Origin of the sequence: Alkalisalibacterium limincola, assembly GCF_008017755.1 — a bacterium.
Lineage (GTDB): Bacteria > Pseudomonadota > Gammaproteobacteria > Xanthomonadales > Xanthomonadaceae > Alkalisalibacterium > Alkalisalibacterium limincola.
The window spans coordinates 1-25,364 of record NZ_VRTS01000002.1 but is presented as its reverse complement, the minus strand read 5'-3'; the positions used below and the strand labels follow the sequence as shown (position 1 = coordinate 25,364).

22 protein-coding genes and 2 pseudogenes are annotated in these 25,364 nt (G+C 68.6%); 13 read left to right on the top strand and 11 right to left on the bottom strand.

Annotated features, from left to right (window positions below):
- Position 1: 1 nt before the first annotated feature.
- The gene (locus FU658_RS03085) at positions 2-529 is read right to left on the bottom strand and encodes a GNAT family N-acetyltransferase (protein ID WP_147890759.1); all 528 of its coding nucleotides are present in this window, start codon (positions 527-529) and stop codon (positions 2-4) included.
- A gap of 114 nt (positions 530-643) precedes the next feature.
- Between FU658_RS03085 and FU658_RS03080 the strand changes: the two genes are divergently transcribed.
- Positions 644-2,119 carry a RimK family protein gene (locus FU658_RS03080; protein WP_147890758.1) on the top strand — a complete coding sequence of 492 codons (1,476 nt, stop codon included), beginning with the start codon at positions 644-646 and terminating at the stop codon, positions 2,117-2,119.
- A 418-nt stretch (positions 2,120-2,537) separates the two neighbouring features.
- On the opposite strand, the gene FU658_RS14655 is transcribed toward FU658_RS03080, so the two are convergent.
- The 4 genes and pseudogenes from FU658_RS14655 to FU658_RS03060 form a co-directional block, all read right to left on the bottom strand.
- Positions 2,538-2,951, bottom strand: a complete 414-nt coding sequence (locus tag FU658_RS14655; RefSeq protein WP_222708345.1) for a patatin-like phospholipase domain-containing protein — start codon at positions 2,949-2,951, stop codon at positions 2,538-2,540.
- Positions 2,900-3,484, bottom strand: a complete 585-nt coding sequence (locus tag FU658_RS14650; protein WP_222708344.1) for a patatin-like phospholipase family protein — start codon at positions 3,482-3,484, stop codon at positions 2,900-2,902. Before FU658_RS14650 ends, FU658_RS14655 begins: the two co-directional genes overlap by 52 nt.
- Positions 3,477-4,449: pseudogene (locus tag FU658_RS03065) on the bottom strand (helix-turn-helix transcriptional regulator). Before FU658_RS03065 ends, FU658_RS14650 begins: the two are co-directional and overlap by 8 nt.
- Before the next feature lie 54 nt (positions 4,450-4,503).
- A complete protein-coding gene (locus FU658_RS03060; protein ID WP_187265878.1) occupies positions 4,504-4,971 on the bottom strand; it encodes an acyloxyacyl hydrolase in 468 nt (155 codons plus the stop codon).
- Positions 4,972-5,102: 131 nt separating this feature from the next.
- On the opposite strand from FU658_RS03060, the pseudogene FU658_RS15915 reads away from it, so the two are divergent.
- From FU658_RS15915 to FU658_RS03035, 6 genes and pseudogenes are all read left to right on the top strand, one after another.
- A pseudogene (locus FU658_RS15915) lies at positions 5,103-6,836 on the top strand (molybdopterin-dependent oxidoreductase); the annotation flags it as partial.
- Between the two features lie 352 nt (positions 6,837-7,188).
- On the top strand, positions 7,189-7,938 hold the full coding sequence (locus tag FU658_RS15910; protein ID WP_425477577.1) for a molybdopterin dinucleotide binding domain-containing protein: 750 nt from the start codon (positions 7,189-7,191) through the stop codon (positions 7,936-7,938).
- Between the two features lie 30 nt (positions 7,939-7,968).
- Positions 7,969-9,735, top strand: coding sequence for an SLC13 family permease (locus tag FU658_RS03050; protein WP_147890756.1), 1,767 nt, complete (start codon positions 7,969-7,971; stop codon positions 9,733-9,735).
- A 4-nt stretch (positions 9,736-9,739) separates the two neighbouring features.
- Entirely contained in the window at positions 9,740-10,501 is a 762-nt protein-coding gene (locus FU658_RS03045) for a 4Fe-4S dicluster domain-containing protein (RefSeq protein ID WP_147890755.1), read from the top strand.
- Positions 10,498-11,448 (top strand): dimethyl sulfoxide reductase anchor subunit family protein, encoded by a 951-nt coding sequence (locus tag FU658_RS03040; protein ID WP_147890754.1) that lies wholly within the window; start codon positions 10,498-10,500, stop codon positions 11,446-11,448. The genes FU658_RS03045 and FU658_RS03040 overlap by 4 nt, the downstream gene beginning before the upstream one ends.
- An 81-nt stretch (positions 11,449-11,529) precedes the next feature.
- Entirely contained in the window at positions 11,530-12,291 is a 762-nt protein-coding gene (locus tag FU658_RS03035; protein ID WP_147890753.1) for a DUF481 domain-containing protein, read from the top strand.
- A gap of 45 nt (positions 12,292-12,336) precedes the next feature.
- Here FU658_RS03035 and hemC read toward each other — a convergent pair whose 3' ends face one another.
- The 3 genes from hemC to FU658_RS03020 form a co-directional block, all read right to left on the bottom strand.
- Positions 12,337-13,248 (bottom strand): hydroxymethylbilane synthase, encoded by a 912-nt coding sequence (hemC, locus tag FU658_RS03030; protein WP_147890752.1) that lies wholly within the window; start codon positions 13,246-13,248, stop codon positions 12,337-12,339.
- 42 nt (positions 13,249-13,290) lie between these two features.
- Positions 13,291-14,013 carry a LytR/AlgR family response regulator transcription factor gene (locus tag FU658_RS03025; RefSeq protein WP_147890751.1) on the bottom strand — a complete coding sequence of 241 codons (723 nt, stop codon included), beginning with the start codon at positions 14,011-14,013 and terminating at the stop codon, positions 13,291-13,293.
- A gap of 81 nt (positions 14,014-14,094) precedes the next feature.
- On the bottom strand, positions 14,095-14,766 hold the full coding sequence (locus tag FU658_RS03020; RefSeq protein WP_147890750.1) for an alpha/beta hydrolase: 672 nt from the start codon (positions 14,764-14,766) through the stop codon (positions 14,095-14,097).
- A gap of 116 nt (positions 14,767-14,882) precedes the next feature.
- Here FU658_RS03020 and FU658_RS03015 point away from each other — a divergent pair, with 116 nt between their 5' ends.
- Both FU658_RS03015 and FU658_RS03010 read left to right on the top strand, forming a co-directional pair.
- Complete coding sequence (locus FU658_RS03015; protein WP_147890749.1) at positions 14,883-16,832, top strand: SLC13 family permease; 1,950 nt, start codon at positions 14,883-14,885, stop codon at positions 16,830-16,832.
- Positions 16,833-16,954: 122 nt separating this feature from the next.
- On the top strand, positions 16,955-17,158 hold the full coding sequence (locus tag FU658_RS03010; protein WP_147890748.1) for a dodecin family protein: 204 nt from the start codon (positions 16,955-16,957) through the stop codon (positions 17,156-17,158).
- Between the two features lie 21 nt (positions 17,159-17,179).
- On the opposite strand, the gene pyrC is transcribed toward FU658_RS03010, so the two are convergent.
- The gene (gene pyrC / locus FU658_RS03005) at positions 17,180-18,217 is read right to left on the bottom strand and encodes a dihydroorotase (RefSeq protein WP_147890747.1); all 1,038 of its coding nucleotides are present in this window, start codon (positions 18,215-18,217) and stop codon (positions 17,180-17,182) included.
- A gap of 85 nt (positions 18,218-18,302) precedes the next feature.
- Positions 18,303-20,588: an aldo/keto reductase gene (locus FU658_RS14645; RefSeq protein WP_222708342.1), complete on the bottom strand. Its 2,286-nt coding sequence runs from the start codon at positions 20,586-20,588 to the stop codon at positions 18,303-18,305.
- 202 nt (positions 20,589-20,790) lie between these two features.
- Between FU658_RS14645 and FU658_RS02990 the strand changes: the two genes are divergently transcribed.
- On the top strand, positions 20,791-21,096 hold the full coding sequence (locus tag FU658_RS02990; RefSeq protein WP_147890745.1) for an acyltransferase: 306 nt from the start codon (positions 20,791-20,793) through the stop codon (positions 21,094-21,096).
- Complete coding sequence (locus FU658_RS02985) at positions 21,093-22,097, top strand: hypothetical protein (RefSeq protein ID WP_147890744.1); 1,005 nt, start codon at positions 21,093-21,095, stop codon at positions 22,095-22,097. Before FU658_RS02990 ends, FU658_RS02985 begins: the two co-directional genes overlap by 4 nt.
- A gap of 37 nt (positions 22,098-22,134) precedes the next feature.
- Here the strand turns inward: FU658_RS02985 and FU658_RS02980 are convergent, their stop codons facing one another.
- Positions 22,135-23,298 carry a glycosyltransferase family 61 protein gene (locus FU658_RS02980; protein ID WP_147890743.1) on the bottom strand — a complete coding sequence of 388 codons (1,164 nt, stop codon included), beginning with the start codon at positions 23,296-23,298 and terminating at the stop codon, positions 22,135-22,137.
- A gap of 730 nt (positions 23,299-24,028) precedes the next feature.
- Here FU658_RS02980 and FU658_RS02975 point away from each other — a divergent pair.
- Positions 24,029-24,442 carry a hypothetical protein gene (locus FU658_RS02975; protein ID WP_147890742.1) on the top strand — a complete coding sequence of 138 codons (414 nt, stop codon included), beginning with the start codon at positions 24,029-24,031 and terminating at the stop codon, positions 24,440-24,442.
- 334 nt (positions 24,443-24,776) lie between these two features.
- Positions 24,777-25,127 (top strand): hypothetical protein, encoded by a 351-nt coding sequence (locus FU658_RS02970; RefSeq protein ID WP_147890741.1) that lies wholly within the window; start codon positions 24,777-24,779, stop codon positions 25,125-25,127.
- Positions 25,128-25,364 lie beyond the last annotated feature (237 nt).

Genomic DNA, 25,364 nt, shown 5'->3' with positions numbered 1-25,364 from the left:
CTTAAGGCATGCCGTCCGGGTCCGTGGCCTTGTCCAGCCGCAGGCCGTCCATCCCGTCGTCGTAATAGGCGGGAAGGCGTTGCTGCTCGGTGAAGCCCAGCCCGCGGTAAAGCGCGAGCGCCCCGCTGTTGTCGGCGCGCACCTCCAGCCCGAGCCGCCCGCAGCCCGCCCGACCCGCCTGTACCAGGGCGTCTTCCAGAAGGACCCGACCCAGGCCGCGCCCACGGCAGGCCGGGTCGACGACGATGGAATACAGCCGGGCCCGGCGACTGCCCGAGCGGGTCAGCAGCAGGCTGGCGCCGACCACCCGACCTTCCGACACCGCCACTCGCAGCCGTGCGCGCGGGCTGCGCAGGTGGTGGCGGTATTGGCGCGCACTGAGGCGATCGCCGGGGAAGGTCGACTCCAGCGCCACGAGCGCAGGCAGGTCGTCGGCCACGGCGTCGCGCAGCAGGGGTCGGTCGGTTCCATGCAGCCGGATGATGCGCCAACGGGCACGTGGGGCGACAGCCCCTGCCGGGAACGCCATCCCGGTCGGGCCCGCACCGGCAATGCGCAGCTAAACGCGCGGCAACCGCCCCCAGCACCCCCCTTCCGCAGCGCCGCGAACCTGTCAGACTTTCGCCAGCCAAGGAGCCCCTGAATGAGTCGCCTGTTGATCGTTGTCGAGAAGCCCGCCGACTGGGGTGCCTACTACCCCTCGGACAATGTCATCAGCGCCACCGACTACCTCAAGCGCCCGCTGGTGGACGGCGAGCGCGCCCAGGTCATCAACCTGTGCCGCAGCTACCGCTACCTCGGCATCGGCTACTACGTCTCGCTGCTGGCCGAGGCGCGCGGGCACAAGGTCATCCCGTCGGTGCGCACGATCAACGACCTGCGCCGCCGCTCGCTGTACGGCATCGACATCGAAGACCTCAACCAGAAGCTCGACCGTCACCTGCCCGGCGGCGACACCAGCGAATTCGCCGCCACCGTGTTCTTCGGCCAGACCCGGCACGCGCCGCTGGCCGACCTGGCGCGACAGGTGTTCGAGGCCTTCCCCTGCCCGATCCTGAAGCTGGAGTTCACCCGGCAGAAGGTGTGGCAGATCAGCGCGGTGAAGCCGGCCGGGTTGAACACGCTCAACGAGGCACAGGAAGACCTGTTCGCCGCCGCGCTCGACAGCTTCAGCCGCAGGATCTGGCGCAAGCCGCGCGCCAAGCGCAAGTACCGCTACGACATCGCGATGCTGCAGGACCCGGCCGAGCCGATGCCGCCGTCCAACCCGAAGGCGCTCAGGCACTTCATCGAAGCCGGCAAGTCGCTCGACATCGAGGTCGACCCGATCGGCCGCAACGATTTCGCACGGCTGGCCGAATACGACGGCCTGTTCATCCGCGAGACCACCGCGCTCGACCACCACACCTACCGCTTCGCCCACCGCGCCGAGCGCGAGGACATGGTGGTCATCGACGACCCGACCTCGATCCTGCGCTGCACCAACAAGATCTACCTCAACGACCTGCTGGCGTCGAAGAAGCTGCCGACGCCGCGCACCGAGGTGGTGTTCCGCGACGATGCGCAGAAGCTGGCCGCATTGCCGGACGTCCTGGGCTTCCCGATCGTGCTCAAGATCCCCGACGGCAGCTTCTCGCGGGGCATCTCCAAGGTGTCCACGCCGGAAGAGCTGAAATCAGCGGCGGCCAAGCTGTTCGAGCACACCGCACTGCTGCTGGCGCAGGAATACATGTACACCGAGTTCGACTGGCGCATCGGCGTGCTGGCCGGGCAGCCGCTGTACGCCTGCCAGTACTTCATGTCGCGCGGGCACTGGCAGATCTACGACCATGGCGCCAAGGGCACCGCGAAATCAGGCGGCTTCCGCACGCTGCCGGTGCGCGACGCGCCTGCCGAGGTGGTGAAGCTGGCCGTCAAGGCCACCGCGGTGATCGGCGACGGCCTCTACGGCGTCGACATCAAGGCCACGGATGACCGGGTGGCCGTCATCGAGGTCAACGACAACCCCAGCATCGACGCCGGGGTGGAGGACGCCTACCTGGGCGAGGACCTGTACCGGCGGATCATGGACGAGTTCCTGCGGCGCATGGAGCGCAAGCGGCTGGGGAGCCGCGACTGACACGCAGCGGGCGGACGCCGGCCCCGCCGATCGCGCGGCGCACCCGCCGTGCCTGCCCGCGGACGAAATGACGGCGGCGACCGGCCCCGGGGACGAGGTCCGGGGTCCGGGTCGCGCGTCGAAAACAGCGCGTGGCGCTTGAGCACCAGCAGCGAGAAGGCCGGCGCACCGACCAGCCACAGCGGCATCCAGCCCAGCAGGACGCTGTGGCCGCGGGCGGCGGGGAACAGCAGGCACAGGGCGAGGCCCACCAGCAGGCATTGCACCAGGGCGCGGGTCAGGCGCTGCTCAAGGCTCAGGAATTCAGGGTCGGGGCGCAGGCGGGGCATGGCGGGACTCCTCGGGTTCGATGGAGTCGATGCTGCCGGGGCCGCTTCTCACGGACTGAGACGCCCTGGAAACGAGGGCCACCGCACGGCTAGCGCGCTTCCCAGGCGTCGATGGCGCGCGTCGCCGCCTGCCGTCCAGCCTCGATCATGTGCGCGGTGCGCCAGAACTCGTGGAACTCGCAGCTGTCGCGCGGCACCTTGACCAGGATGTCGGGCGGATCCATCGCCAGCTGCACGCGCGAGAGCTGGCCCTGCATCGCATCGAGCGAGCGCGACATCTGGCTGACCAGGCCCGGTGCCGGCGGGCCTGTTTCCTCGGGCTTGGCGCGCCAGTCCACAAGCGCCTCGAACAGCCCCGCCACGCGCGCCCGCATGCCTTCGGCCGGGGCGTCGGGCTCGGCGTCGTCTTCGGTGACGGGTTGCTCGTGACGCGCATGCCTCGGTCGCGCATTCACGTCGACCGCCATGACCAGGTCGGCAAAGGCCTGGCGGGTGGCCGCCATCGGCACGGCGCGAGCAGGCCTCCGTCCACCAGGTCGCGCCCGTGGATGCGATGTGGCGTAAGCAGCATCGGGATCGCGATCGAGGCGCGGATCGCGTCGAACAGCTTGCCCCGACTCAGCCAGACCTGGCGCTGGCTGCCCAGGTCGGTGGCCACGGCGGTGTAGGGAATCGGCAGCTCCTCGATCAGGTGCTCGCCGACCAGCTCGCGCAGCGCGCCGATCACGCGTTCGCCCTTGATCAGCCCGGGGTGGCCGAAGACGAAGTCGACCAGCCGGATCACGCTGCCGCGGTCGAGCGCCAGCGACCACTCACGGTACTCGTGCAGGTGACCGGCGGCGAAGATGCCACCCACAAGCGCGCCCATCGATGAACCGACCAGCGCACTCACGTGGTAACCGCGCTCGCCGAGCACCTCCAGCACGCCGATGTGCGCCAGGCCGCGCGCACCTCCCGCACCCAGCACCAGCGCCACCTTGGGTCCGACGATGCGGTCGCCCCCGGTGTCCGCCAGCGGCAGGACCGGGTCAGTCATACGCCGACAGCGCCAGTTGCAGCAGCGTACGTGCCTGCTGGCGCAGCGACTCCGGCTCGACGATCTCCGCGTCCGCGCCATAGCGCAGCACGTCCATCAGCAGCTCGCGGGCGTGGCTGTAGGGCACCTTGAGCTCGTAGCGGCCATCGGGCAGGAAGCGGCCCTCCTGCTTGGAGTGCCAGTGCTCGTCGGCCACCCAGCGCGCGGCCTTGGGCGAGAAGCGGATCGTGGCCCAGGCCTTGGGCGCACCGGAAAAAATGCCGTAGCTCGACGCCAGGTGCTGGTTGAGTTCGGCATCGGGCAGGTCGCGTGCGGCCTCCTCCAGCACTCGGGCCGAGGCGATGCGGTCCACGGCGAAGCTGCGCAGGGCCTCGCGGTCGTGGTCCCAGGCGTCGATGTACCAGTTGTCGCGGTAGTGGGTCATGCGCTGCGGCGAGACGCGACGGTGGGTGCGTTCGTTGGTCGAGCGCGCGAGGTAGTCGAAGCCCAGCTGGCGGCGGTCTAGCACCGCGGTTGCGGCGATCTTGAACGCGTGCTCGTCGATGCGGCGGCTTCCGCTGGAGATCACCCGCACCCGCTCCACCGGCCAGCGCTTGCCGCCGGCCTGCTGCGACAGCAGCGCGTCAATGCGGCCCTTGAGCGGCGCCAGCGCGCTCGACAGCACGCCCGAGCCGGTCGACTCGAACAACTGGTGCGCGGCCAGCAGCGCATGCAGCTCGTCCGAACTCAGCCACAGGCCGGGCAGCTCGAAGCGCTCGCCGTCGGCCACCTCGTAGCGGATCGCCGCCGCCCCGTCGCCTTCCGAGCCGATCGGCGCCCCCCAGCGCGTCGCGCAGGAAGGCGATATCTCGGTACAGCGTGGCGCGCGAGCAGCCCAGTTCGTCCATCAGGCTGCGGATCGGCACCGGGTAGCGTGACGACTTCAGCCGGCGGTGGATGGCGAGGATGCGTTCGTAACGGTCCATTGCGGGCTCGATGCAGGGGCTGCCGGCCCCGAGTCTAGGCCCTGCCGGGCGCGCTTAGAACCCGTACTGCAGCAGCAGCAGGTTCTCGCCACGGTTGCGGCCGCCGGTGTTGGCGTTCGACAGGTGGCGCAGCGACAGCGACCAGCGCGCATTGAAGCGGTAGCCACCGCCGGTCATGAACTGCCACTTCCTCGACAGCACCTCGGTGTCGGAATCCGTCCAGGCGATGCCGCCCTGCACGAACCAGCCCTGCCAGGTGAGTCGCTTGCCGAGCGCAACGAAGGCCACATGCGGCGAGTACACCGGGCTGTAGCGGCTGCGCGCCTGGATGTGGCCGGCCATGAATTCCCAGGGGTGGGTACCCCCGGTCAGGTAGCTCACGGTCAGTGCGTGGGTCGACTGGCCTTCGATCTCGTCGACGTAGGCCACGCCCAGCTCGACGCCTGCCGAAGCCGGGGTGGAGGAAAGGAGGAGGCTGGCCGAGAGCAGCAGCGGGGCCAGGCCGGCGCGGGGGAGGCGCATGCGGATATTCCATCGTGGCATGTCGGGGGGAACGCAAATTTACTCCGCAACCGCCCGGGTGCGCGATCCCGGCATGCGCGACACAGCGTTGCGGGCGCGACACGGCCCTTGGGTCAAGGCACACTTCGCCCATGCCCCACGACCACCTCGACACCTCACCCAGCCCCGGCGACCGGGTGGAGACGACCACCTGCTACATGTGCGCCTGCCGCTGCGGCATCAAGGTGTGGCTGCGCGACGGGCGCCTGCGCTACATCCAGGGCAACCCCGACCACCCGGTCAACCGCGGCGTGCTGTGCGCGAAGGGATCGGCCGGGATCATGCAGCACTATTCGCCGGCCCGGCTGAGCAAGCCGCTGCTGCGCGTCGGCGAGCGCGGCAGCGGCGAGTTCCGCGAGATCGAATGGGACGAGGCGCTGGCGCTGGCCACGAAGTGGCTGGGGGACGTGCGCGAGCGCGACCCCAACGAACTGGCCTTCTTCACCGGCCGCGATCAGTCCCAGGCACTGACCGGCTGGTGGGCGCAGCAGTTCGGCACGGTGAACTACGCCGCGCACGGCGGCTTTTGCAGCGTGAACATGGCCGCCGGCGGGCTGTACACGCTGGGCGGCAGCTTCTGGGAGTTCGGCGAGCCCGACTGGGACCACAGCCGCTACCTGGTGCTGTGGGGCGTGGCCGAGGACCACGACTCCAACCCGATCAAGCTGGGCCTGGGCAAGCTGAAGGGGCGCGGCGCGAAGGTCGTCGCGATCAACCCGGTGCGCAGCGGTTACGGCGCCATCGCGGACGAGTGGATCGGCATCCGCCCCGGCAGCGACGGGCTGCTGGCCTTCGCGCTGATCCACGAACTGCTGCACGCCGACCGCATCGACCTGGACTACCTGGTGCGCTTCACCAACGCGCACTGGCTGGTGCTGCGCAATCCCGGTGGCGCCGACGACGGATTGTTCGCACGTGACGAGCAGGGTCGAGCGCTGTGCTGGGACCGCGAGCGTGCCACCGCACTGCCGGCCGAGGGCACCGGGCTGTCGCCCACGGTGGTCGGCGAGGTGACGCTGCCCGATGGCCGCCGCGCGGTGCCCGCGTTCCAGCTGGTCGCCGAACGCTACCTCGACCCGCGGTACTCGCCGGATGCGGTGGCCAAACGCTGTGGCGTCGATGCCGACACGATCCGCCGGCTGGCCCGCGAGATCGCCGCGGCCGCGTTCGACTCGGACCTGCGTCTGCCGATCGCCTGGACCGACGCCCACGGCCAGCGCCACGAGGAGATGATCGGTCGGCCGGTCAGCTTCCACGCGATGCGCGGCATCTCCGCGCACTCCAACGGCTTCCACACCTGCCGCGCGCTGCACCTGCTGCAGCTGCTGCTGGGTGCGGTCGACGCGCCGGGCAGCTTCCGCTTCCAGCCGCCGTTCCCGCGCCCGGTGCCGCCGGCGAACCGCCCCGGGCGCACGCGCCGCGAGGACGGCACGCTGGATGCCGCGCCGCTGGGCTTCGTGCATGGTCCCGAGGACTTGCTGGTCGATGCCGACGGGCAACCGCAACGCATCGACCACGCCTATTCCTGGGCCTACCCGCTGGCCGCGCACGGCATGATGCACACGCTGATCCGAAACGCCTGGGCGGGCGACCCGTACAAGATCGATACCGTGCTGATGTTCATGGCCAACATGAGCTGGAACTCGGCGATGAACACCCGGCAGACGATGCAGTGGCTGACCGACCGCGACGAGGCCGGCGAGTACCGCATCCCGCACATCATCTACTCCGACGCCTACGCCTCGGAGATGGTGGCCTACGCCGACCTCGTGCTGCCCGACACCACCTACCTGGAGCGCCACGACTGCATCAGCCTGCTGGACCGGCCGATCTCCGATGCCGACGGCGCCGCGGACGGCATCCGCCACCCGGTGCTCGACACCCGCGCCGACGACCCGGAGCGCGACGTGCGCCCGTTCCAGTCGGTGCTGATCGAGCTCGGCGCGCGGCTGGGCCTGCCCGGCCTGGTCAACGCCGACGGCAGCCCGCGCTACGCCGACTTCGCCGACTACATCCAGCGCCACGAGCGCGCCCCCCGGCGTCGGCCTGCTGGCCGGCTGGCGCGGCAACGGCAGCGAACACGGCAAGGGCGCGCCCAACCCGGAGCAGCTGGCGCGCTACATCGCCAACGGCAGTTTCTGGCGCCAGGAGGTCCCGGAGGACGCGCGCTATTTCAAGATGGCCAACCGCAGCTACCTGGACTGGTCGGCCGGCATGGGCTTCATCGGCAAGGCCGAACCGATCGTGCTGCAGCTCTATTCGGAGACCTTGCAGAAGTTCCGGCTGGCCGCACAGGGGCATGGCGAGCACCAGCCCCCCGACGAGCACCGCGAGCGCGTGGCCACCTACTTCGATCCGCTGCCGATCTGGTACGAACCCTTCGAGGGCGCGCAATCGGCCGGCAGCGACGCCAGCCATCCGTTCCCGCTGTCGGCGGTCACCCAGCGGCCGATGTTCATGTACCACTCCTGGGGCTCGCAGAACGCCTGGCTGCGGCAGATCGCCACGAAGAACACGCTGTTCGTGCACCCCGACACCGCTGCGCTGTACGGCGTGGCCGATGGCGGCATGGCCGACATCCGCAGCCACCTGGGCACGATGACGGTGCCGGTGAAGACCAGCGCCAGCGTGCACCCGGACACGGTGTGGACCTGGAACGCGATCGGCAAGCGTCGCGGCGCGTGGCGGCTCGACCCCGGCGCCCCCGAGGGTCGCGAGGGCTTCCTGCTCAACCACCTGATCTCCGACGTGACGCCGGATGGCCGCTACGCCAACGCCGACCCCGTGACCGGGCAGGCGGCGTGGTTCGACCTGCGCATCGCGCTGTCGCCGGCCACCCGCGATGCCGTACCCTCTCCGATGTTTGCCCCGCTGCCGGTGGGCCGGACCGGCGCCCCGTCGGGCAACGGCCGGACCGGCGGCCAATGACCTCCGCACGCACGCACTGGACGCCGCCCGATGGGCTTTGAGCTGATCCTCACATTGCTGATCCTGGTCGGAGCGGTGGTCCTGTTCGCGACCGAGCGGCTGCCCGTGGACGTGGTCGCGATGCTGGTGCTGGCCTCGGTGATGGTGTTCGGGCTGGTCACCCCGGCCGAGGCGCTGACCGGCTTCTCCAGCCAGGCCACCGTGACCGTGGCTGCGATGTTCGTGCTCAGCGCCGGCCTCCAGCAGACCGGCGCACTCCGGCCCATCGGGCGATTGCTGGCCCGCATCCGCCAACCGTGGCTGCTGACCCTGCTGGTGATGGTGATGCTCGGCGGCATGTCGGCCTTCATCAACAACACCGCGGCGCTGGCGGTTTTCCTGCCGATCGTGCTGGCGGTGGCGGCGGCGAACAAGTTCTCCGCCTCCAAGGTCCTCATCCCGATGTCATATGCCGCCCAGATGGGTGGTGTGTGCACGCTGATCGGCACTTCGACCAACCTGCTGGTGCACGCGATCGCGCGCGACATGGGCTACGACGGCTTCACGATGTTCGAGTTCGCCGGACTGGGCCTGATCTGCATGGCCGTGGGCATCGCCTACATCATGCTGGTGGGTCGCTGGATCCTTCCAGAGCACCGTGGCGAGGAACTCACCGCCACCTACGAACTGGGCAAGTACATCACCGAGCTGCGGGTGCTGCCCGAATCGCCGCTGATCGGTCGCTCGGTCGCCGAGGCCAAGCTCGGCGAGAAGCATGGCATCTACGTGCTGGAACTGCTGCGCGGCGAGGAGAAATCGTGGTCGCCGCGGGCGCAGAAGCTTGAAGTGGACGACGTGCTGTTGGTTCGCGGCGACTGGAGCAAGATCACCGACCTCAAGGACCGCCTGAAGCTGGACTTCGAGCCGGAGTTCGACCTGCGCGACGAACAGTTCGTCGACGACGACCAGGTGCTGGCGGAAGTGATGGTGTCGCCGGGCTCGCGCCTGATCGGCCACACGCTGGCCGAGCTGGAGTTCAACTGGCACTACAACGCCACCGTACTGGCCATCAGCCGCCGCGGCCAGGTGCTTCGCGAGAAGCTCAAGGACGTGCGCCTGACCATCGGCGACATCCTGCTGATGATCGCGCCCGAGGAGGAGATGCCGTCGCTGCGCCGCAATACCAATATCGTGGTGATGAGCGAGCGCGAAGAGGACCCCGGGTCGAAGCGCAAGGGCTGGATGGCGATCGGGGTGATGGCCGCGGTCGTGGCGGTGGCCGGCCTGGGCCTGCTGCCGATCGTGGCCTCGGCGATCCTGGGCTGCCTGGCCCTGGTGCTGTTGCGCTGCCTGGACACCGAGGAGGTCTACGAGGCGATCGACTGGAAGGTCATCATCCTGCTGGCCGGCATCCTGCCGCTGGGCATCGCGATGCAGAACACCGGTGCGGCGAGCCTGATCGCCGAAGGCACGCTGCGCGCGGTAGGCAGCCTGGGTCCACACGTCGTGCTGGGAATGCTGTATTTCATCACCCTGGTGTTGACCTCGATGATGAGCAACAACGCCGCGGCGGTGCTGCTCGCACCGATCGCGATCTCCACCGCCGTGGGCATGGGGCTGGACCCGAAGCCCTTCCTGGTCGCGGTGACCTTCGCCGCGTCCACCGCCTTCGCCACGCCGGTGGGATACCAGACCAACACCATGGTCTACAGCGTCGGAGGCTACCGTTTCATGGATTTCGTCAAGGTCGGCACGCCGCTGAACATCATCCTGTTGTTCCTGACGGTGTGGCTGATTCCACGCTTCTTCCCGTTCTGAGCACATGACCGACCTTCCCGCCACGACCCGCCGCAAGCTCGGCCTGGTGATCGACCTGGACACCTGCGTGGGCTGCCATGCCTGCGCGGTGAGCTGCAAGGAATGGAACGACGGGGGTTTCGCCGGCCCGCTGGTCGACGAGGACGTCCATGGGGTCGAACCGCTGGGCGTGTGGCTCAACCGCGTGCACAGCTACGAGGTCTCGCCTGCGCCGGGCGATTCGCCCACGCCGTTGACGCTGCACTTCCCGCGTTCGTGCCTGCACTGCGACAACGCCGCCTGCGTGACGGTGTGCCCGACCGGGGCCAGCTACAAGCGCGCCGAGGACGGCATCGTGCTGGTGGATGCGGACAAGTGCATCGGCTGCCAGCTGTGCAGCTGGGCCTGCCCCTACGGCGCGCGCGAGTACTCCACGGTGGATGGGGTCATGAAGAAGTGCACGTTGTGCGTGGACCGCATCTACAACGAGCAGCTGGAGGAAGTCGATCGCCAGCCCGCCTGCGTGCAGGCCTGCCCCACGCGTGCACGGCACTTCGGCGACCTGGGCGACCCGGACTCGGCGGTCTCGCAGCTGGTGGCCCGGCGCGGTGGCCAGGCGCTGATGCCGGAACTGGGCTATGCACCGGTGAACCGCTACCTGCCACCCCGCCCACGCCGGGGCGGCGGCGCATCCGGCGGGGCCGCGCAGCCCGAGCGCGAGGCGTCACTCGACGCCGGCCAGCTGCCGCCGGTGCTGCGCTGGCTCGACCGGGTGCTGAGCCGATGAAGCCCGCCCTGTCCATCCTGTTCTTCACGACCTTGTCGGGCTCCGGCCTCGGGCTGCTGGCCTGGCTCGGGTTCGTGCTGGCCTTCATCGACACGGCGCCCGGCGCGGCCGTGCTGCTGCCGGCGTTTGCCACCGGCCTGGTGCTGACGGCGGCGGGGCTGCTGTGCTCGCTCGGCCACCTGGGGCAGCCGCAGCGGGCGTGGCGGGCGCTGAGCCAGTGGCGCAGTTCCTGGCTTTCACGCGAGGGCGTGCTGGCGCTGCTGCTGTTTCCCGTCGCCCTGCTGGCCGCCTGGCTGGTCTGGCGCGATGCCGGGGTGTGGGTGTCGGTGCTGGGCGTGGTGTTGATCGTGCTGGCGGTGGCCACGCTGTTCGCCACCGCCATGATCTACGCCTCGCTGCGCACCATACCGGCCTGGGCGAATCCGCTGGTGCCGGCGGCCTTCATGGCGTTCGCGCTGCTGGGTGGCTGGCTGTGGCTTTGGGGCGTGCTGGTCGCCGGCGGCGTGCCAATGGGCAGCGGTGCCCTGGCGCCGCTGCTGCTCGCGGCGGTGGCGCTCGGCGTGGTGAAGCTGGCCTATTGGCGTCGAATTGCAGCGATGCCCCTGCCGGGCAGCGCGACCAGCGCGGTCGGCCTGCAGGGCCAGGTGCCCGCCGACGCCCGCGTCACCGGCCTGGAGGCGCCCCACAGCGAGGCGAACTACATCACCCGCGAGATGGTCTTCGTGTTCGCGCGCAAGCACGCCGGGGTCATGCGCCTGGCGGCGCTGGTGCTGGGGGTGGCACTGCCGGCAGGCGGTTTCGCCCTGGCCTGGGCCCTGCCCGGCCTGGCGTTTCCGGCCCTGGCCCTGGCGGTGCTGTGCTTCCAGGGCGGGGCGCTGCTGGAGCGCTGGTTGTTCTTCGCCGAGGCCCGCCACGTGGTGTCGCGCTACTACCCGACTGCCGGCTGAATCCCGCGCGGACCGCGTTTGCCCCGCCATCGGCCTCCCCCTATCCTTGCGGGCTGATTCGAGCCCCGCAAAGGATCCACGATGCGCCACCCCCTCCCCACCCTGCTGGCCGTCGCCGCGGCCCTGGTGCTTCCCGCTGCCCCCGCACTGGCCGAAGAAGGCTGGTCGGGCACCGGCGAGCTCGGCCTGTCGATGGCGCGCGGCAACTCGCGCGCGGAGAACCTCAACGCGCGCCTGGCGTTCAAGAAGGAGGACGCGGACTGGACCCACCGCTTCTCGTTCGCGGGACTGCGTGCACGCGGCGAGGTGACGGCCGACTTCGATGGCGACGGCATCCCCGAGACGCGCTTGCAGACCACCGCCAACCGCTACCAGGTGGCCGGTTCCAGCGCACTCAACCTGACCGAGCGCTCGTCGTGGATCAGTTCGCTGCGCTACGAGCGTGACGACTTCGCCGCCTACGATTACCAGGCCACGATCGCGGTCGGCTACGGCCACAAGTTCATCGACACCGACGAGACCAAGCTGGCCACGTCGATCGGCCCGGGTTACCGCCGCGCGCGCTACGCCAGCACGCAGGCGATCGAGAACGAGATGATCGTGCGCGGCACGCTGGAGTTCTCCCACCAGCTCACCGAGACCACGCAGGTCACCAACGACTTCCTGATGGAGTCCGGCAGCGACAACACCTTCGCGCAGAACGACCTCGGACTGGCGGTGGCGATCAATGCCTCGATGGCGCTCAAGGTGGGCCTGCAGGCGCGGCACAACACCCAGACCGACCCCGGCCGCAAGAGCACCGACACCCTGACCACGCTGAACCTGGTCTACAAGTTCTTCTGATCCGGTGACGTGGCGCCGGGGCAGCTTTGCCGCGGCGACCCGGCCTCAACCGCGCAGCATCGCCTCGGCACCCTGCGCCAGCAAGGCCTCGGCCACGCGCTGGCCAAGTGCGTCGGCCTCCTCGGCCGGGCCCTCGGCCTCGGCGCGAACACAGCGTCCGCTGTCGACTTCCCCGACCAGCCCCTGCAGGTGCAGGCGACCGCCCGCCAGGGTCGCGAAACCCGCCACCGGCACGTGGCAGCTGCCGTGCAGGCGCAGGTTCATCGCGCGCTCCGCGCCGACGCACACGGTGGTCTCGGCGTGCACCAGGGGCGCGAACAGGCTGGCCACCCCGGTATCGCCGTCACGGCATTCGATGCCGATCGCGCCCTGCGCCACCGCCGGCACCCAGTCCGGCGCCACCAGCCGCGAGCGGATGCGCTCGCCCAGGCCCAGGCGCTCCAGGCCGGCGCAGGCCAGCAGGATCGCGTCGTAGTCGCCGCCATCGAGCTTGCCCAGGCGGGTCTGCACGTTGCCGCGCAGGTCGCGCACTTCCAGGTCGGGGCGCAGTGCGCGCACCTGGGCCTGGCGGCGCAGCGAGGAGGTGCCGACCACGGCCCCTGCCGGCAGCCCGGCCAGAGTGTCGTGGCTGTTCGACACGAACGCATCGAACGGATCGGCGCGCTCGAGGATGGCGGCGAGCATGAAGCCCGGCTCCAGCGCCATCGGCACGTCCTTCATCGAATGCACCGCGGCGTCGGCACGCCCCTCCTGCATCGCCACCTCCAGTTCCTTCAGGAACAGGCCCTTGCCGCCGATCTTGGCCAGCGGCGTATCCAGCACCTGGTCGCCACGGGTGGTCATCGGCACCAGCTCGACCTGCACGCCGGGGTGGGCGGCACGCAGCAGGCCGGCCACATGCCGGGTCTGCCACAGGGCCAGGGCGCTTTCTCGGGTGGCCAGGCGGATCGTGGTCACATCATCTCCAGGTGGGGGCGACACGGCGATGGGCCGCGCGGCCTACATTGTACGGATCGCCTCGCGCAGGCTGGACACGCAGCGGCGGCTGACCTCCAGCGGCTCGTCGTGGTGGCGCAGCTGGACACGCACCTGCGAATCCGGTGTACGGCGCAATTCCACCAGTTCGCTGCGCGCCACCAGGCAGTTGCGGTGGATGCGCAGGAAGCGCTCGCCGAACTCCGACTCCAGCGATTTCAGGGAGTCCTCGATGAGGTCCTCGCCGCCGGCGTGGTAGACGACCACGTACTTCTCCTCGGCCTGCAGGAAGCGCACGTCTTCGACGGGGATCAGCCGCAGCGTGCCGCGCAGGCGTGCGCACAGGTGGGTGCGCTGGCGCGTGCCGTTGACCGGCTCGAGATCCGACGTCGCGTAGCGGCGCGCCTTGTCGATCGCCGCGCGAAGGCGTTCCAGCCGCACCGGCTTGACCACGTAGTCCACCGCATTGGCCTCGAAGGCCGCCAGGGCGTGCTCGTCGTAGGCGGTGCAGAACACCACCGCCGGGGGATGATCGAAACCGGCCACGTGACGCGCCACTTCAAGGCCGTCCATGCCGGGCATCTGGATGTCGAGCAGCAGCAGCTCCGGCTGCAGGGCCTGCACCTGCTCGAGCGCCTCCCGGCCATGGGCCGCCTCGCCGACCACCTCCACGTCGCCCAGTTCCCCGAGCAGGCCGCGCATGCGCCCGCGGGCCAACGCCTCGTCATCGACGATCAATGTCTTCATGCCGGTTCCCCGCGCCAAGCCCTGACGATCTTAACGAGGCACACCGGCACGCGCCATGTGCCGCAACCCGGACCGCCCCGCTCAGGCGCCAAAGCGCGCGCTCAGCCAGTCGCCCAGGTCACGCACTTCCTCGGCACACACCGAATGCGGCATCGGGTAGCTGTGCCAGTCCACCTGCATGCCCGCCTGGACCAGCGCATCGCGACTGCGCGTGCCCAACACCTCCGGAACCACCGGGTCCTGGCTGCCGTGTGCCATGAACACCGGCAAGGACAGGCCGACCGGCGTGGCCTCGGCCAGGCTGGCCTGCGGCAGCGGCAGGTAGCCCGACAGCGCCACCACGCCGGCAAGCGGTGCGGTACGGCGCAGGCCAGCGGCCAGCGCGATCGCCGCGCCCTGCGAGAACCCGGCCAGGACGATGCGCTCGGGCGCAATGCCCCGCGCGACTTCCGCATCGATCAGCGCCTCCACCTGGGCGATCGACTCGCGCACGCCGGTTTCGTCCTCGCGGCGCTCGCCAAGATCGATCGACAGCAGGTCGTACCACGCGCGCATGCGCATGCCGCCGTTCACCGTCACCGCCCGCATCGGGGCGTGCGGGAACACGAAGCGCAGTGCCGGCCAGCCCGGCCGGACCAGCTCGGGCACGATCGGTGCGAAGTCGTTGCCATCCGCACCCAGGCCGTGCAGCCAGAGGATGCTGAATCGCGGTGCTTCGCCGGTGGTGCGTTCGATCGTGTCGAGCTGGGTCATTGGGCATCTCGGTAAGGGAGAGGCGTCATTATGACGCGCGCGTTTTCCCAACGCTGCCCGGCGATGGGAAGATGACCCCGGACCACGATCGACGCGGCGGGAAGGGACGCCACCCAATGAGCTTCGACCAGATCACCATCCTCGCCATCCTTGCCGCGACCGTCGGCATGTTCCTGTGGGGGCGCTGGCGGCACGACATGGTGGCGGCCGGCGCGCTGCTGGCCTGCGTGCTGGCCGGGCTGGTGCCGGCCGTCGGGGCCTTCGCCGGATTCGGCCACCCTGCGGTGATCACCGTGGCCTGCGTGCTGGTGCTCAGCCGCGGGCTGCAGACCTCCGGCGCGATCGACGCTGTGACGCGCACGGTCCTCCCCGCCAAGTCGGGGCCGATGCTGGCGATCGCGGCACTGACCGCGCTGGGTGCGTTCCTGTCGGCCTTCATGAACAACGTCGGCGCGCTGGCCCTGCTGATGCCGGTGGCGATCCAGATCGCACGCAAGCAGGAGCTCGCGCCCGGGCAGGTGCTGATGCCGCTGGCCTTCGGCTCGATCCTCGGCGGCATGACCACGCTGATCGGTACACCGCCGAACCTGATCGTGTCCGGCTTCCGCCAGGAGGCGGGCGATGGATCGTTCGCGATGTTCGACTTCGCCCCGGTCGGCGTGACGGTGGCCGTGGCCGGCGTGCTGCTGATCATCCTCGGGGGCTGGAAGCTGGTGCCCAGGCGCAAGAACGCCGCCGCGGAAGGCTTCGACACCGGCGCCTACCTGACCGAGGTCCGGGTGCCGGAGGGTTCCAAGGCGGTCGGGAAGTCGGTGCGCGAGGTCGAGGTGGTGCTGGACGAGAATGACGCCCAGGTGGTGGGCATCGTCCGCAGCGAGTTCCACGTCCACGCCCCGAACCCCGGCCGGCGCCTGCGCGTGGGCGACATCCTGGTGGTCGAGGCCGAGGCCGACGCACTGGCCGACGTGCTGTCGAGCCTCGGCCTGAAGCTCGAGGAGGAAGTGCGCAGGAAGGACCTCGGAGAAGCCGCGAAGAAGGCGAAGGAAGCGGGTGACGGTCCGCCCACGACCGCAGATGAGGGGCATGCCGGGGCATCCGCCCGCGACGACACTGCAGCCGTAAGCAAAGGGGGGCCGGACGAGGATGGAGACGGCGCCGAGACTGACGGCAAGGACGAAGAAGAAGACGAGGACTCCACCCGCAGCGCCGTGGTGCTGCAGGAAATCGCCGTGCTGCCCGGCTCGCGCCTTGCCGGGCGCAGCGCCAGCGACCTGAACCTGCGCACGCGCTACAGCATCAACCTGCTCGCCCTTTCGCGCGAGGGCGAACGATCGATGAAGCGGCTGCGCTCACAGGATTTCCGCGACGGCGACCTGCTGCTGGTGCAGGGCACGCCGGAAGCCATCTCCGAATTCGCCTCCGACTTCGGTGGCGTCCCGCTGGCCGAGCGCGAGCTGCGCATCCCCGACAAGCGCAAGGCGATCACCGCCTCGGCGATCATGGCACTGGCCGTGGGCGGCGCCGCGTTTGGCCTGGTGCCGGCCGCCGTCTCCTTCGCGCTCGGCGTGCTGGCCTCGATGGTGCTGCGCACCGTGCCGCCGCGCGACGTGTACAACGCGATCGACTGGCCGGTGGTCGTCCTGCTGGCGGCCCTGATCCCGGTGGCCGGGGCGATGGAGGCCACCGGCACCGCCGACCTGATCGCGCGCTTCCTGCTCGATACCGTGGCCCAGGGCCATGCCGTGGCCGGGCTCGCGCTGATCCTGGTGGTGACGATGACGCTGTCGGACCTGATGAACAACGCGGCCACCGCCGCGGTGATGTGCCCGATCGCGATCGGCGCGGCCAGCGCGATCGGCGTGAGCGCCGACCCGTTCCTGATGGCGGTGGCGGTGGGCGCCTCGTGCGCGTTCCTGACGCCGATCGGGCACCAGAACAACACGCTGATCCTCGGCCCGGGCGGCTTCCGCTTCGGCGACTACTGGCGCCTGGGCCTGCCGGTGCAGCTACTGGTGATCGTGGTCAGCATCCCGATGCTGCTGCTGGTGTGGCCGCTCCAGGGCTGAGTTCGGCGGTCGGCAAGCTGAAGCGCAGGCGCTCGCAGGGTCGCGCCTGCGCGGCCATCGGCGTAGCGTGGAACAACCCGCCCAGGCGGGTACGGGGGAGCCCATCGACACAGGAGGTCACCATGTCTGTTGCCAAGGTCATCGAACTGAACGCCTCGTCCCCCAAGAGCATGGAGGACGCGGTCCAGCAGGGACTGAGCAAGTGCGCCGAGTCCGTCAAGGGCATCAAGGGTGCGTGGGTGAACGAGATCAAGGTCGTCACCGACGATGCCGGGAAAGTGCAGGAGTGGCGCGTGAACCTGCGCGTCAGCTTCGTCGTCAACTGACCCCGGTGCAGCTGGCCGGCGTCAGCCGGCCAGTCGCCAGCCCAGCGTGCGTCCGGCCCAGTACGGCACGATCTCGCCGGCACCGAAGTCCAGCGACCCCGGCACCTGCCAGTCTTCACGAACCAGCGTGACCGTGTCGGTGTTGCGCGGCAGGCCGTAGAAGTCGGCGCCATGGTGGCTGGCGAACGCTTCGAGCTTGTCCAGGCAGCCCATCTCCTCGAAGAAGTGCGCGTACAGCGGCAGCGCCGCGGGTGCCGAGAAGCAGCCCGCGCAACCGCAGGCGGACTCCTTGTCGCCGCGCGCGTGCGGCGCGGAATCGGTGCCCAGGAAGAAACGCGGATTCCCGCTGGCCACGACCTCGCGCAGCGCCTCCTGGTGGGTGCGGCGCTTGAGGACCGGCAGGCAGTAGTGGTGCGGGTGCAGGCCACCCACCAGCAGGTGGTTTCGGTTCATCAGCAGGTGCTGCGGCGTCAGCGTGGCCGCCACGCGCTCGCGCGCCCCCAGCACGAACTGGGCGGCATCCTGCGTGGTGATGTGCTCGAACACCACGCGCAGGCGCGGAAAGGTATCGACGATGGGCTGCAGGTGGCGCTCGATGAAGACCGCCTCCCGGTCGAACACATCGATGTCGGCGTCGACCACCTCGCCATGGACCAGCAATGGCAGGTCAACCTCCTGCATGACCTCCAGCACCGGCCACAGGCGACGCACGTCGGTGACGCCGGAGGCGGAGTTGGTCGTGGCCCCGGACGGGTACAGCTTCGCGGCATGGACGAAGCCCGAGGCCCGCGCTCGGCGGATCTCGTCGACCGTGGTGTCGTCGGTCAGGTACAGCACCATCAGCGGCTCGAAATCGATCCCGGCCGGAACGGCGTCGAGGATGCGCTGCCGGTATCCGGCGGCCATGTCGGTGCTGGTGACCGGGGGCGCCAGGTTGGGCATCACGATGGCACGTGCGAACACGCGGGCCGTGGGTGCCACGGTGTGTGCCAGCGCCGCGCCATCGCGCAGGTGGAGGTGCCAGTCGTCGGGACGGACGATCGAGAGTGTGTCGGGCATGCCGGGGGCCGGGTTGGAAGCAGCCCCCATTATCGCAGGCCCGGCAGGGCCGTGCCGGGGCGTGGCGACGCCCCGGCAGCGTGGATCACAGCGATTCGATGTGCTCGATCATGCGCCGGCGCATCGCCTCGTCGGGCAACCGGCCCATCGCCGCGCCCATGTTGTCGACCATGTGGCGGGCCTGGCTGGTGGCCGGCGTGGCGACGGTCACCACCGGGTTGGAGACGACGAACTTCAGGAAGAACTGGCCCCAGGTGCTGGCGTCGAACTCGGCCGCCCATTCCGGCACTTCCTTCCCGCGCACCGCCTCCCACAGACGGGTGCGGCCGAAGGGCGCGTATACCAGCACGCCGATACCCTTTTCCCGGGCCAGCGGGAAGATGCGCTCTTCCATCGTGCGGTTGTCGATCGCGTAGTCCACGCCGATGAAGTCCAGCGGCTCCTCGCGCATGACTTGCTCCAGGTGCTCGTACTGCGGCGCGAACGTGGTGGTGATGCCGATGTAGCGGATGCGGCCCTCGGCCTTGCGCTCCTTGAGCAGGCCCAGCTGGGTGTCCGGGTCACCCATGTTGTGCACCTGCACCAGGTCGATGGGATCCTTGCCGATCTTCCGGAACGACGCATCGAGCTGCGCGCGCGCCTCGGCCGGGTCGGCCGCACCGCCGCCGCGCGGCGCGACGTTGAGCTTGGTCGCCCAGAAGATCTTCTCGGTCAGGCCCAGTTCGCGCGCCAGCCGGCCGGCCACCTCCTCGGAGGCGCCGTAGCTCGGCGCGGTATCGAACACGCTGCCGCCGTTCGCGTCGAGCGCCTGGAGCACCTCGCGCAACGCGGCGACGTCCTCGCTGCCGGCGACCCGCGAGAAGGTGGCCGAACTGCCCAGCCCCACCACCGGCAGGCGCTCGCTGGTGCCGGGAATGGTCCGGGTGATCAGCGACATCGGCTTGTCGTCGGCCAGCAGCAGCCGCGGGTTCAGCGACAGCGCCACGCCGGCCGCCACCGACAGTTTCAGGTATTCACGACGCGTGATCATGGTGTCCTCCTTGCGATGGGGTGCGCGGGTCCACGCCCACGCGGGTGGATTCGATCTCTCCGGCCGCCGCCAGGCGCTGCTGGGTGCGGCCAAGCCACAGCCCGAGCACCGCCCAAACCAGTGCCAACGGCAGGCGACCGAGGCCAGCGCCCCCAGGCCCAGGCCCAGGCGCCCCAGGCCCCCGTCGATCTGTGCGCCGACGACATCACCGGTGCGGTAGACGAAGGTGTCGATGAAGGCCTTGGACTTGTACTTGTCCTCCCGGCTGACGACCGTATACAGCGTCTCGCGCGCAGGGCGCGTGATCGCACGCTGGATCGCCCGGTAGGTGGCCTCGAACACGATGAGCATCGCCAGCGAGCCGACGATGGCCAGGCCGATGAAGCCCAGCACCACGGTGATCGGCAGCAGCGCCAGCACGACGTGCACGCCCAGGCGCTTCATCAGGTGCCCGGCGATGACGGCCTGGAGGAACAGGGTGGCCAGTTGGGTGACCAGGTCGATGCGCGCGAATATCGTGGTCCGCAGATCGGTGTCGTCACCGAGTTCGGCCACCATCTGCAGGCGGGTGAAGTACAGGAACGTGGCCATGATGGTGAGGATGACGATGTAGCCGGCCACGCCGGCCAGGTAGCGCGAGCGGAAGATCGCCTTGAAGCCTTCCCAGGCGCTGCCGCCGATGATCGAACGCTCGTCGACGTGCCCGGCATCCGCGTCATCGGGGCCAGGGCCTCGCTTGGGCTGGGTCAGGGCCACCGCCCAGGCGAACCCCACACCCGCCAGCAGGAACCCGATCGCCACCAGCAGCAGCGCGGGCGTGCCCAGCGGCTGCGCCAGCATCGAGGCCAGCAACGGGCCGAAAATGGCGCCCAGCGTGCCGCCCACGGCGATCAACGCGAAGAAGCGCTTGGACTGTTCCAGCGTGAAGCGATCGGCCATCAGCGCCCAGAACACCATCGTGACGAACAGGTTGAACACGCTGAACCATATGTAGAACACCCGCCCGCTGGTGATGCCGGTCGCTTCGGGCGCCAGCACCAGCATCAGGTAGAAGCCCAGCAGGCTCAGCGCGAAGAACACATAGGTCGCGGTGATGAAGTGCAGGCGGCGGAAGCGGCTGACCAGCCAGCCGAAGACCGGATTCACCGCCAGCGTCGCCAACGCGGTGCCGATGAACAGCCAGCGCACGGCCTCGATGCCACTCTCCATGCCCAGCGCGTCGCGCGCCGGACGCAGCACCATTAACGCGGTCAGGATGCAGAAGAAGAAGCCGGCCGCCAGCAGTACCGGCAGCGTCTCGTCGCGGCGCACGTTGAAGACGCGTTGCAGCCAGGCCGACATCAGCGTGGCGCTCGCGGCAAGCTTGCGGTTCCCCGCAGTCCGGCGAGGGCATGTGGCGGCATCGGCATCGGGCGCTCTACCATCGCAGGACAGGGTGGGTTTCCCGAACCTATGCAAGCACCGGGGGTGACGCCAGTGAGGATAGTCATGGGCCACGGCGGTGGCCCACTTACGGATCTGTGGCCATGAAATCGATGGCGACGTGAATACCGACGCGAGAGATCCCTATCTGGATGCGCTTCGTGCCGGCGCGCTGATCATCGTGGTGTTGGGGCACTGGGTCGCGACCCTGCCGCGCTTCGACGAGGGCGTACTGGTCGCTGCCGACCACCTGCTGCAGGAATGGCCCAAGGCCGGCTTCCTGACCTGGCTGGTGCAGGTGGTGCCGTTGTTCGTGTTCGTCTCGGCCGCGGTGGCCGCCAACGGCGTGGAAGAGCGACTGGCGAGGCGGGCGCCCAGAGGCACTGGTGGGCAGGTCGGGCGCTGCGACTGGCACGGCCGACGGTGACCTACCTGGCGGTGATCGCCGCACTTTCGATCTTCTCCCTGCTCGCCGGTGGCCGCGTGCTGGAGCAGTTCAACCAGTCGCTGACCATCCACCTGTGGTTCCTGCTGATGTTCCTGTTCACCCAGGCGCTGCTGCCGCTGAGCCTGAAGGCCGACCGCCGGTTCGGGCTGGGCGCGGTGGCCGCGTTGGTGCTGGCGACCGCGCTGGTGGACCTGGCCCGGGCCATGCCGTTGGCGGCCGGGGAACTGCCCGTTCTGGGCGAGCGTGTCACGGACTCGGGCCAGGCCCTGGGCTGGATCAATGCCATCGCGGTATGGCTTTTGCCCCAACAGCTGGGAATCGCCTGGCGGAAAGGCCGCTTCAGCGGCCCCTGGACCGGCCTGGGTTTCCTGCTGCTCGGGCTCGCCTGGCTGTTGGGCACCTTCGTCCTGGGCTACCCGGCGGCCATGGTGGGCGTGGACTTCGAAGGGCGCAGCAACATGCTGCCGCCCACCCTGGCGCTGGTCGGCGTCATCTGGCTGCAGGTCGGCGCGGTACTGCTGCTGGAGCGGCCGGCCCACGCGCTGTTGGACCGCCTGGACCTCGGCAGGACCGTGGCGCTGGTCGCGGCCATGGGCATGCCGCTCTACCTGTGGCACAAACTGGCCGAACTGCCGGCCGCGTGGCTGGGGGCCCGCCTGCAGCTGCCGATCGACGCAGGCTTGCCGGGCGATTCCAGCTTCTGGATGGGGCGCCTGTGGTGGCTGGGGTTGTGCCTGCTGATGGTGGTCCCGGTCATCGCGGCGGTGCTCAGCTTCGAGCTGCGGCGCAGGCGCGACCTGCAGGCGGCACGTGACACCGCCACGATCGTGGCGGGCGGCGTGGCGCTGTCGGCCGGCATCGCCGTGGCGCTCGCACTCGGTGCCTGGCCTGGCGCCCTGCTGGGCGTGGTCGGCGTGGCGGCGGCCTCGTGGTGGCTGCGCGTTGCTCCGCCGCCCGGAAGCGCCCGGGACCCACGCTAGCCCTCGGGCCGCGGATGAGGTCCGGCGTGGCCCGGGCTCAGGCCGGCGCGTCAGCCAGCATGTCCTGCAACGCCTCTTCGACGTCCCGGGTGCTGACCGTGCACAGGCGTTGTCGCTGCGATGGCGACATGCGCACGGACGGATCGGGCGCCGCCACCTGCCGACCCAGCACGAAGCCGGTCGGCTGGTCCATCACCGCCCCGATGCCGGCCTGGACGAACTGCGCGACCCCGTCGGACTGGAGGCACAACACCCGGGTGCCACGCGCGGAATACACCGAATTGTGCAGGCCCGACCCATACTCCCCGGCAATGAAGGAGGCCTGCGCGAACGTGCCGACCTGCCTTTCGACCGACCAGGCTTCCGGGGACACGATCTCGAAACCGTGGCGCTCGAAGACCCGCTCGACCTCCCCGCTGTTGGTCAGGCTCGAACCCAGCGGCGTAGCCGATCGGGTGACGTACAGCCGCCGATCCCGCGTGCGGGCGCGGCGCGACAGGGTCGGGAAGATGTCCCTCGCCAGCGGTGAAAAGGCGTTCGCGAAGCGCACGAAGCTGGGAACGAACAGGCGATCGGCGCTCAGCACCGTCTTCGCCGGGTCGTAGAAGACCACCTGGCGCAGGCTGATCCCGGCTTCCACGAGAAGCTCCCGGGCGGGGCGCAGCGCGCTGGAGACCGCGATCGTGACGTCGGGAAGGTGGTGTCGCAGCACCTTGATCCGGGGAATGACATCGACCAGCCAATGGCCCCACGCGTGGTCGCCGGTCTGCACGAGCACCGCGCAGTCACCACGCACGTGCAGGTGTGCGGCCGGCAACGCGAACCGGGCCCGGTCTTCGGAAAGCGCTTCGACCATTTCGGGGCAGCTGCGGGCGAAGTCCGCCAGCCGCGAGGTCTCGCAGAAGTCCAGGTAGTCCAGGTCCAGAAGCGTGCCGGCGTTCACCAGCCCGAGGATGCCCAGCACCATCGGGGCGTCGTTGAGGCTGTAGATGCGCACCGAGGGAAGCCGGCGCGTGCGCGAGTGGAACTCGCTGCTCACCGCCCCACCCTTCCACGTGGCCGGCTGCAGCTGCTGGGCACCCTCCGGGTGGACCTCAAGCCAGGCCACCCCCTCGCGAACGGCCAGGAGCGCATCGACATCGGCGCACGCCACGGCGTGGTCCCGCAGGGGTGTCCGGGGGACTTCCAGTTGCTGCTGCATCGGCCTGATCCCTGCGCGCGACGTTCGGAGCCACCGAACCCGCCGGGTACGGTGGTGGGCCCACCAGGACTCGAACCTGGAACCAAAGGATTCACGTTACCCGGAAGTTTCCTCCCGGCGCGGACTATCTCTTCACCCGCCGCCGAGGCGGTGGGGGTGCGGGACGCTCTAGCCTGTCATCAAGGGCGCTAAAGCCCCCAGGTAGTCTCTGCACCTTCCGGCGGTGTACCGCCGGCTTGGCTCAGGATTGCCACCGGCATGGATCGCTCCACCCGCTGAGGTTTCCCTGAATTCATCCCGTTCCCGTCCACGCGTTACCGCGTGGCGGCACCTTTCGATGAGTCCTCTGCTCTAACCATTGAGCTATAGGCCCGTGGGGGGCATCTTAGGTTAGACGGTGCTGGTGCACCAGTCGAAGGGGGCGGGCATGCCGCCACCAGCCAGACGTTCCGCAGCCGGGGGCCCCAGCGGCCTGGCGATGAAGCTTGGCTTCATGACCCGAAGCCATCGTTCTCATGAGCGAAATTGCGGAAGTCCCCAGCTAGCTTGTACCTTGGCCACCAGCTTCCCGCGGCCCCGCAGGGGGGTGTGGATTACACCCGGGTGTTACACGTCACGAAAGAGGCGAAAGCGTTGATTTGCTTGAAATCAGTCTCCCCAGATCATCTTGCCTCTCGGGATTACACCCGAGGGTTACACCCCGTTTCGCCATCGAATAAGTGTTAGGCCAATGAAAATTCTGATCTTCACTACTCTTGTTGCGCTTCTCATGACTGGATGTGCAGCCTTGGCGCCGCAGCAAACAGCGTCGGCGACCCTAACTGGGACCTGGGACTTCGAGCTTTCTTGGGCTGGAGAGCGGCAGTTCTATCGCTTCACCCTAACGAATTCGCGCGCTGAAACCTGCAAAGGACAAGTATATTATCGAGTGAGGGTTCGCGCTGCTCCGGAAGGGTCTGTGTACAAACCAGCTTATCGGTACGAAAACGGAGAACTGCGGATCCTACTTTTTACCGATATTTGCGACGATTACAAGTCGTTCTCAGGCAAGGTTTCCGGCTCAACTTTTGACGGTGCTCGGGTTTTCTATAATATTATGAACGCCTATGAACAGGGCAAGGTTACCGGCACACGGCGACGCTAAAGACTTGTCGAGGCTAACTTAAGGAGCTTCCTGGACCCAGCTTGCCTGGGGTATTTTTTCCATCGACGTAACAAACAGAAATACCGCGAAAGTTTATGGCAAATGCTTCCACCACCATGCGGCCTTACTTCGCGTTTCCGCGGAAACCGCTGCGCGATTCCGCTGAACTTGAGTTTTAGGCTGCCTAAGAGGGGTGTCGCACATGAAGCATCTAGTCTGGGCACTAGCTGCAATTTTGATTTCTGGCTGCATGTCACTACCACAGCTTCCGGATGAGCTGAGGTACGTCATGCCAAGCGAGAGTGAGTCTGGAGTCTCAAGAATTGCTGCGACGATGATCGACGACAAGGTTCCGTTTTTCGACCATGACAATACTTACGTCTACGCCATCGACGGAAAAAAGGTCATGCTAAGGAAAGAGCAATGGGACCAGCCGGTCTTCATCCGGCCCGGAGCACGAGATGTCACGCTTGGCTTCGAGAAGGGCGCCCACATGCTCTTCGCTAAGGTGCGCTTGGACGTAACTGCATCCACTTCATACAACGCCGTGTCTGCTTGTAAAACCAGGTTTTTTGGCGAATTTGAGTACTGCGACTTCTGGATCGTCGACGCAACCACAGGCAAGGCGGTAACTGAGGTGTCACGAGGAGAACCCACAGACAGGCGGCACCCCCTCGATCTGTAGGGTCTTACGCCGGTCACTTCGGATAGTCTCAAGCGTCGGCGCTGCAGGGAGTTCCCATGAATCGTCGTTCTACATCACATCCGCGACAGCCTAACTGCGCGTTTCAGCGGAAACCGCTGCGCGGTTCCGCTGAACTTGGGTGTTAGCCCCCACATGACTCCTCGCTGTAACACCATTCCAGCTCGCCTTTCGGCCATCCCGTGATCTATCGTCGCGCAAAGATCGCTGCTTTAATCT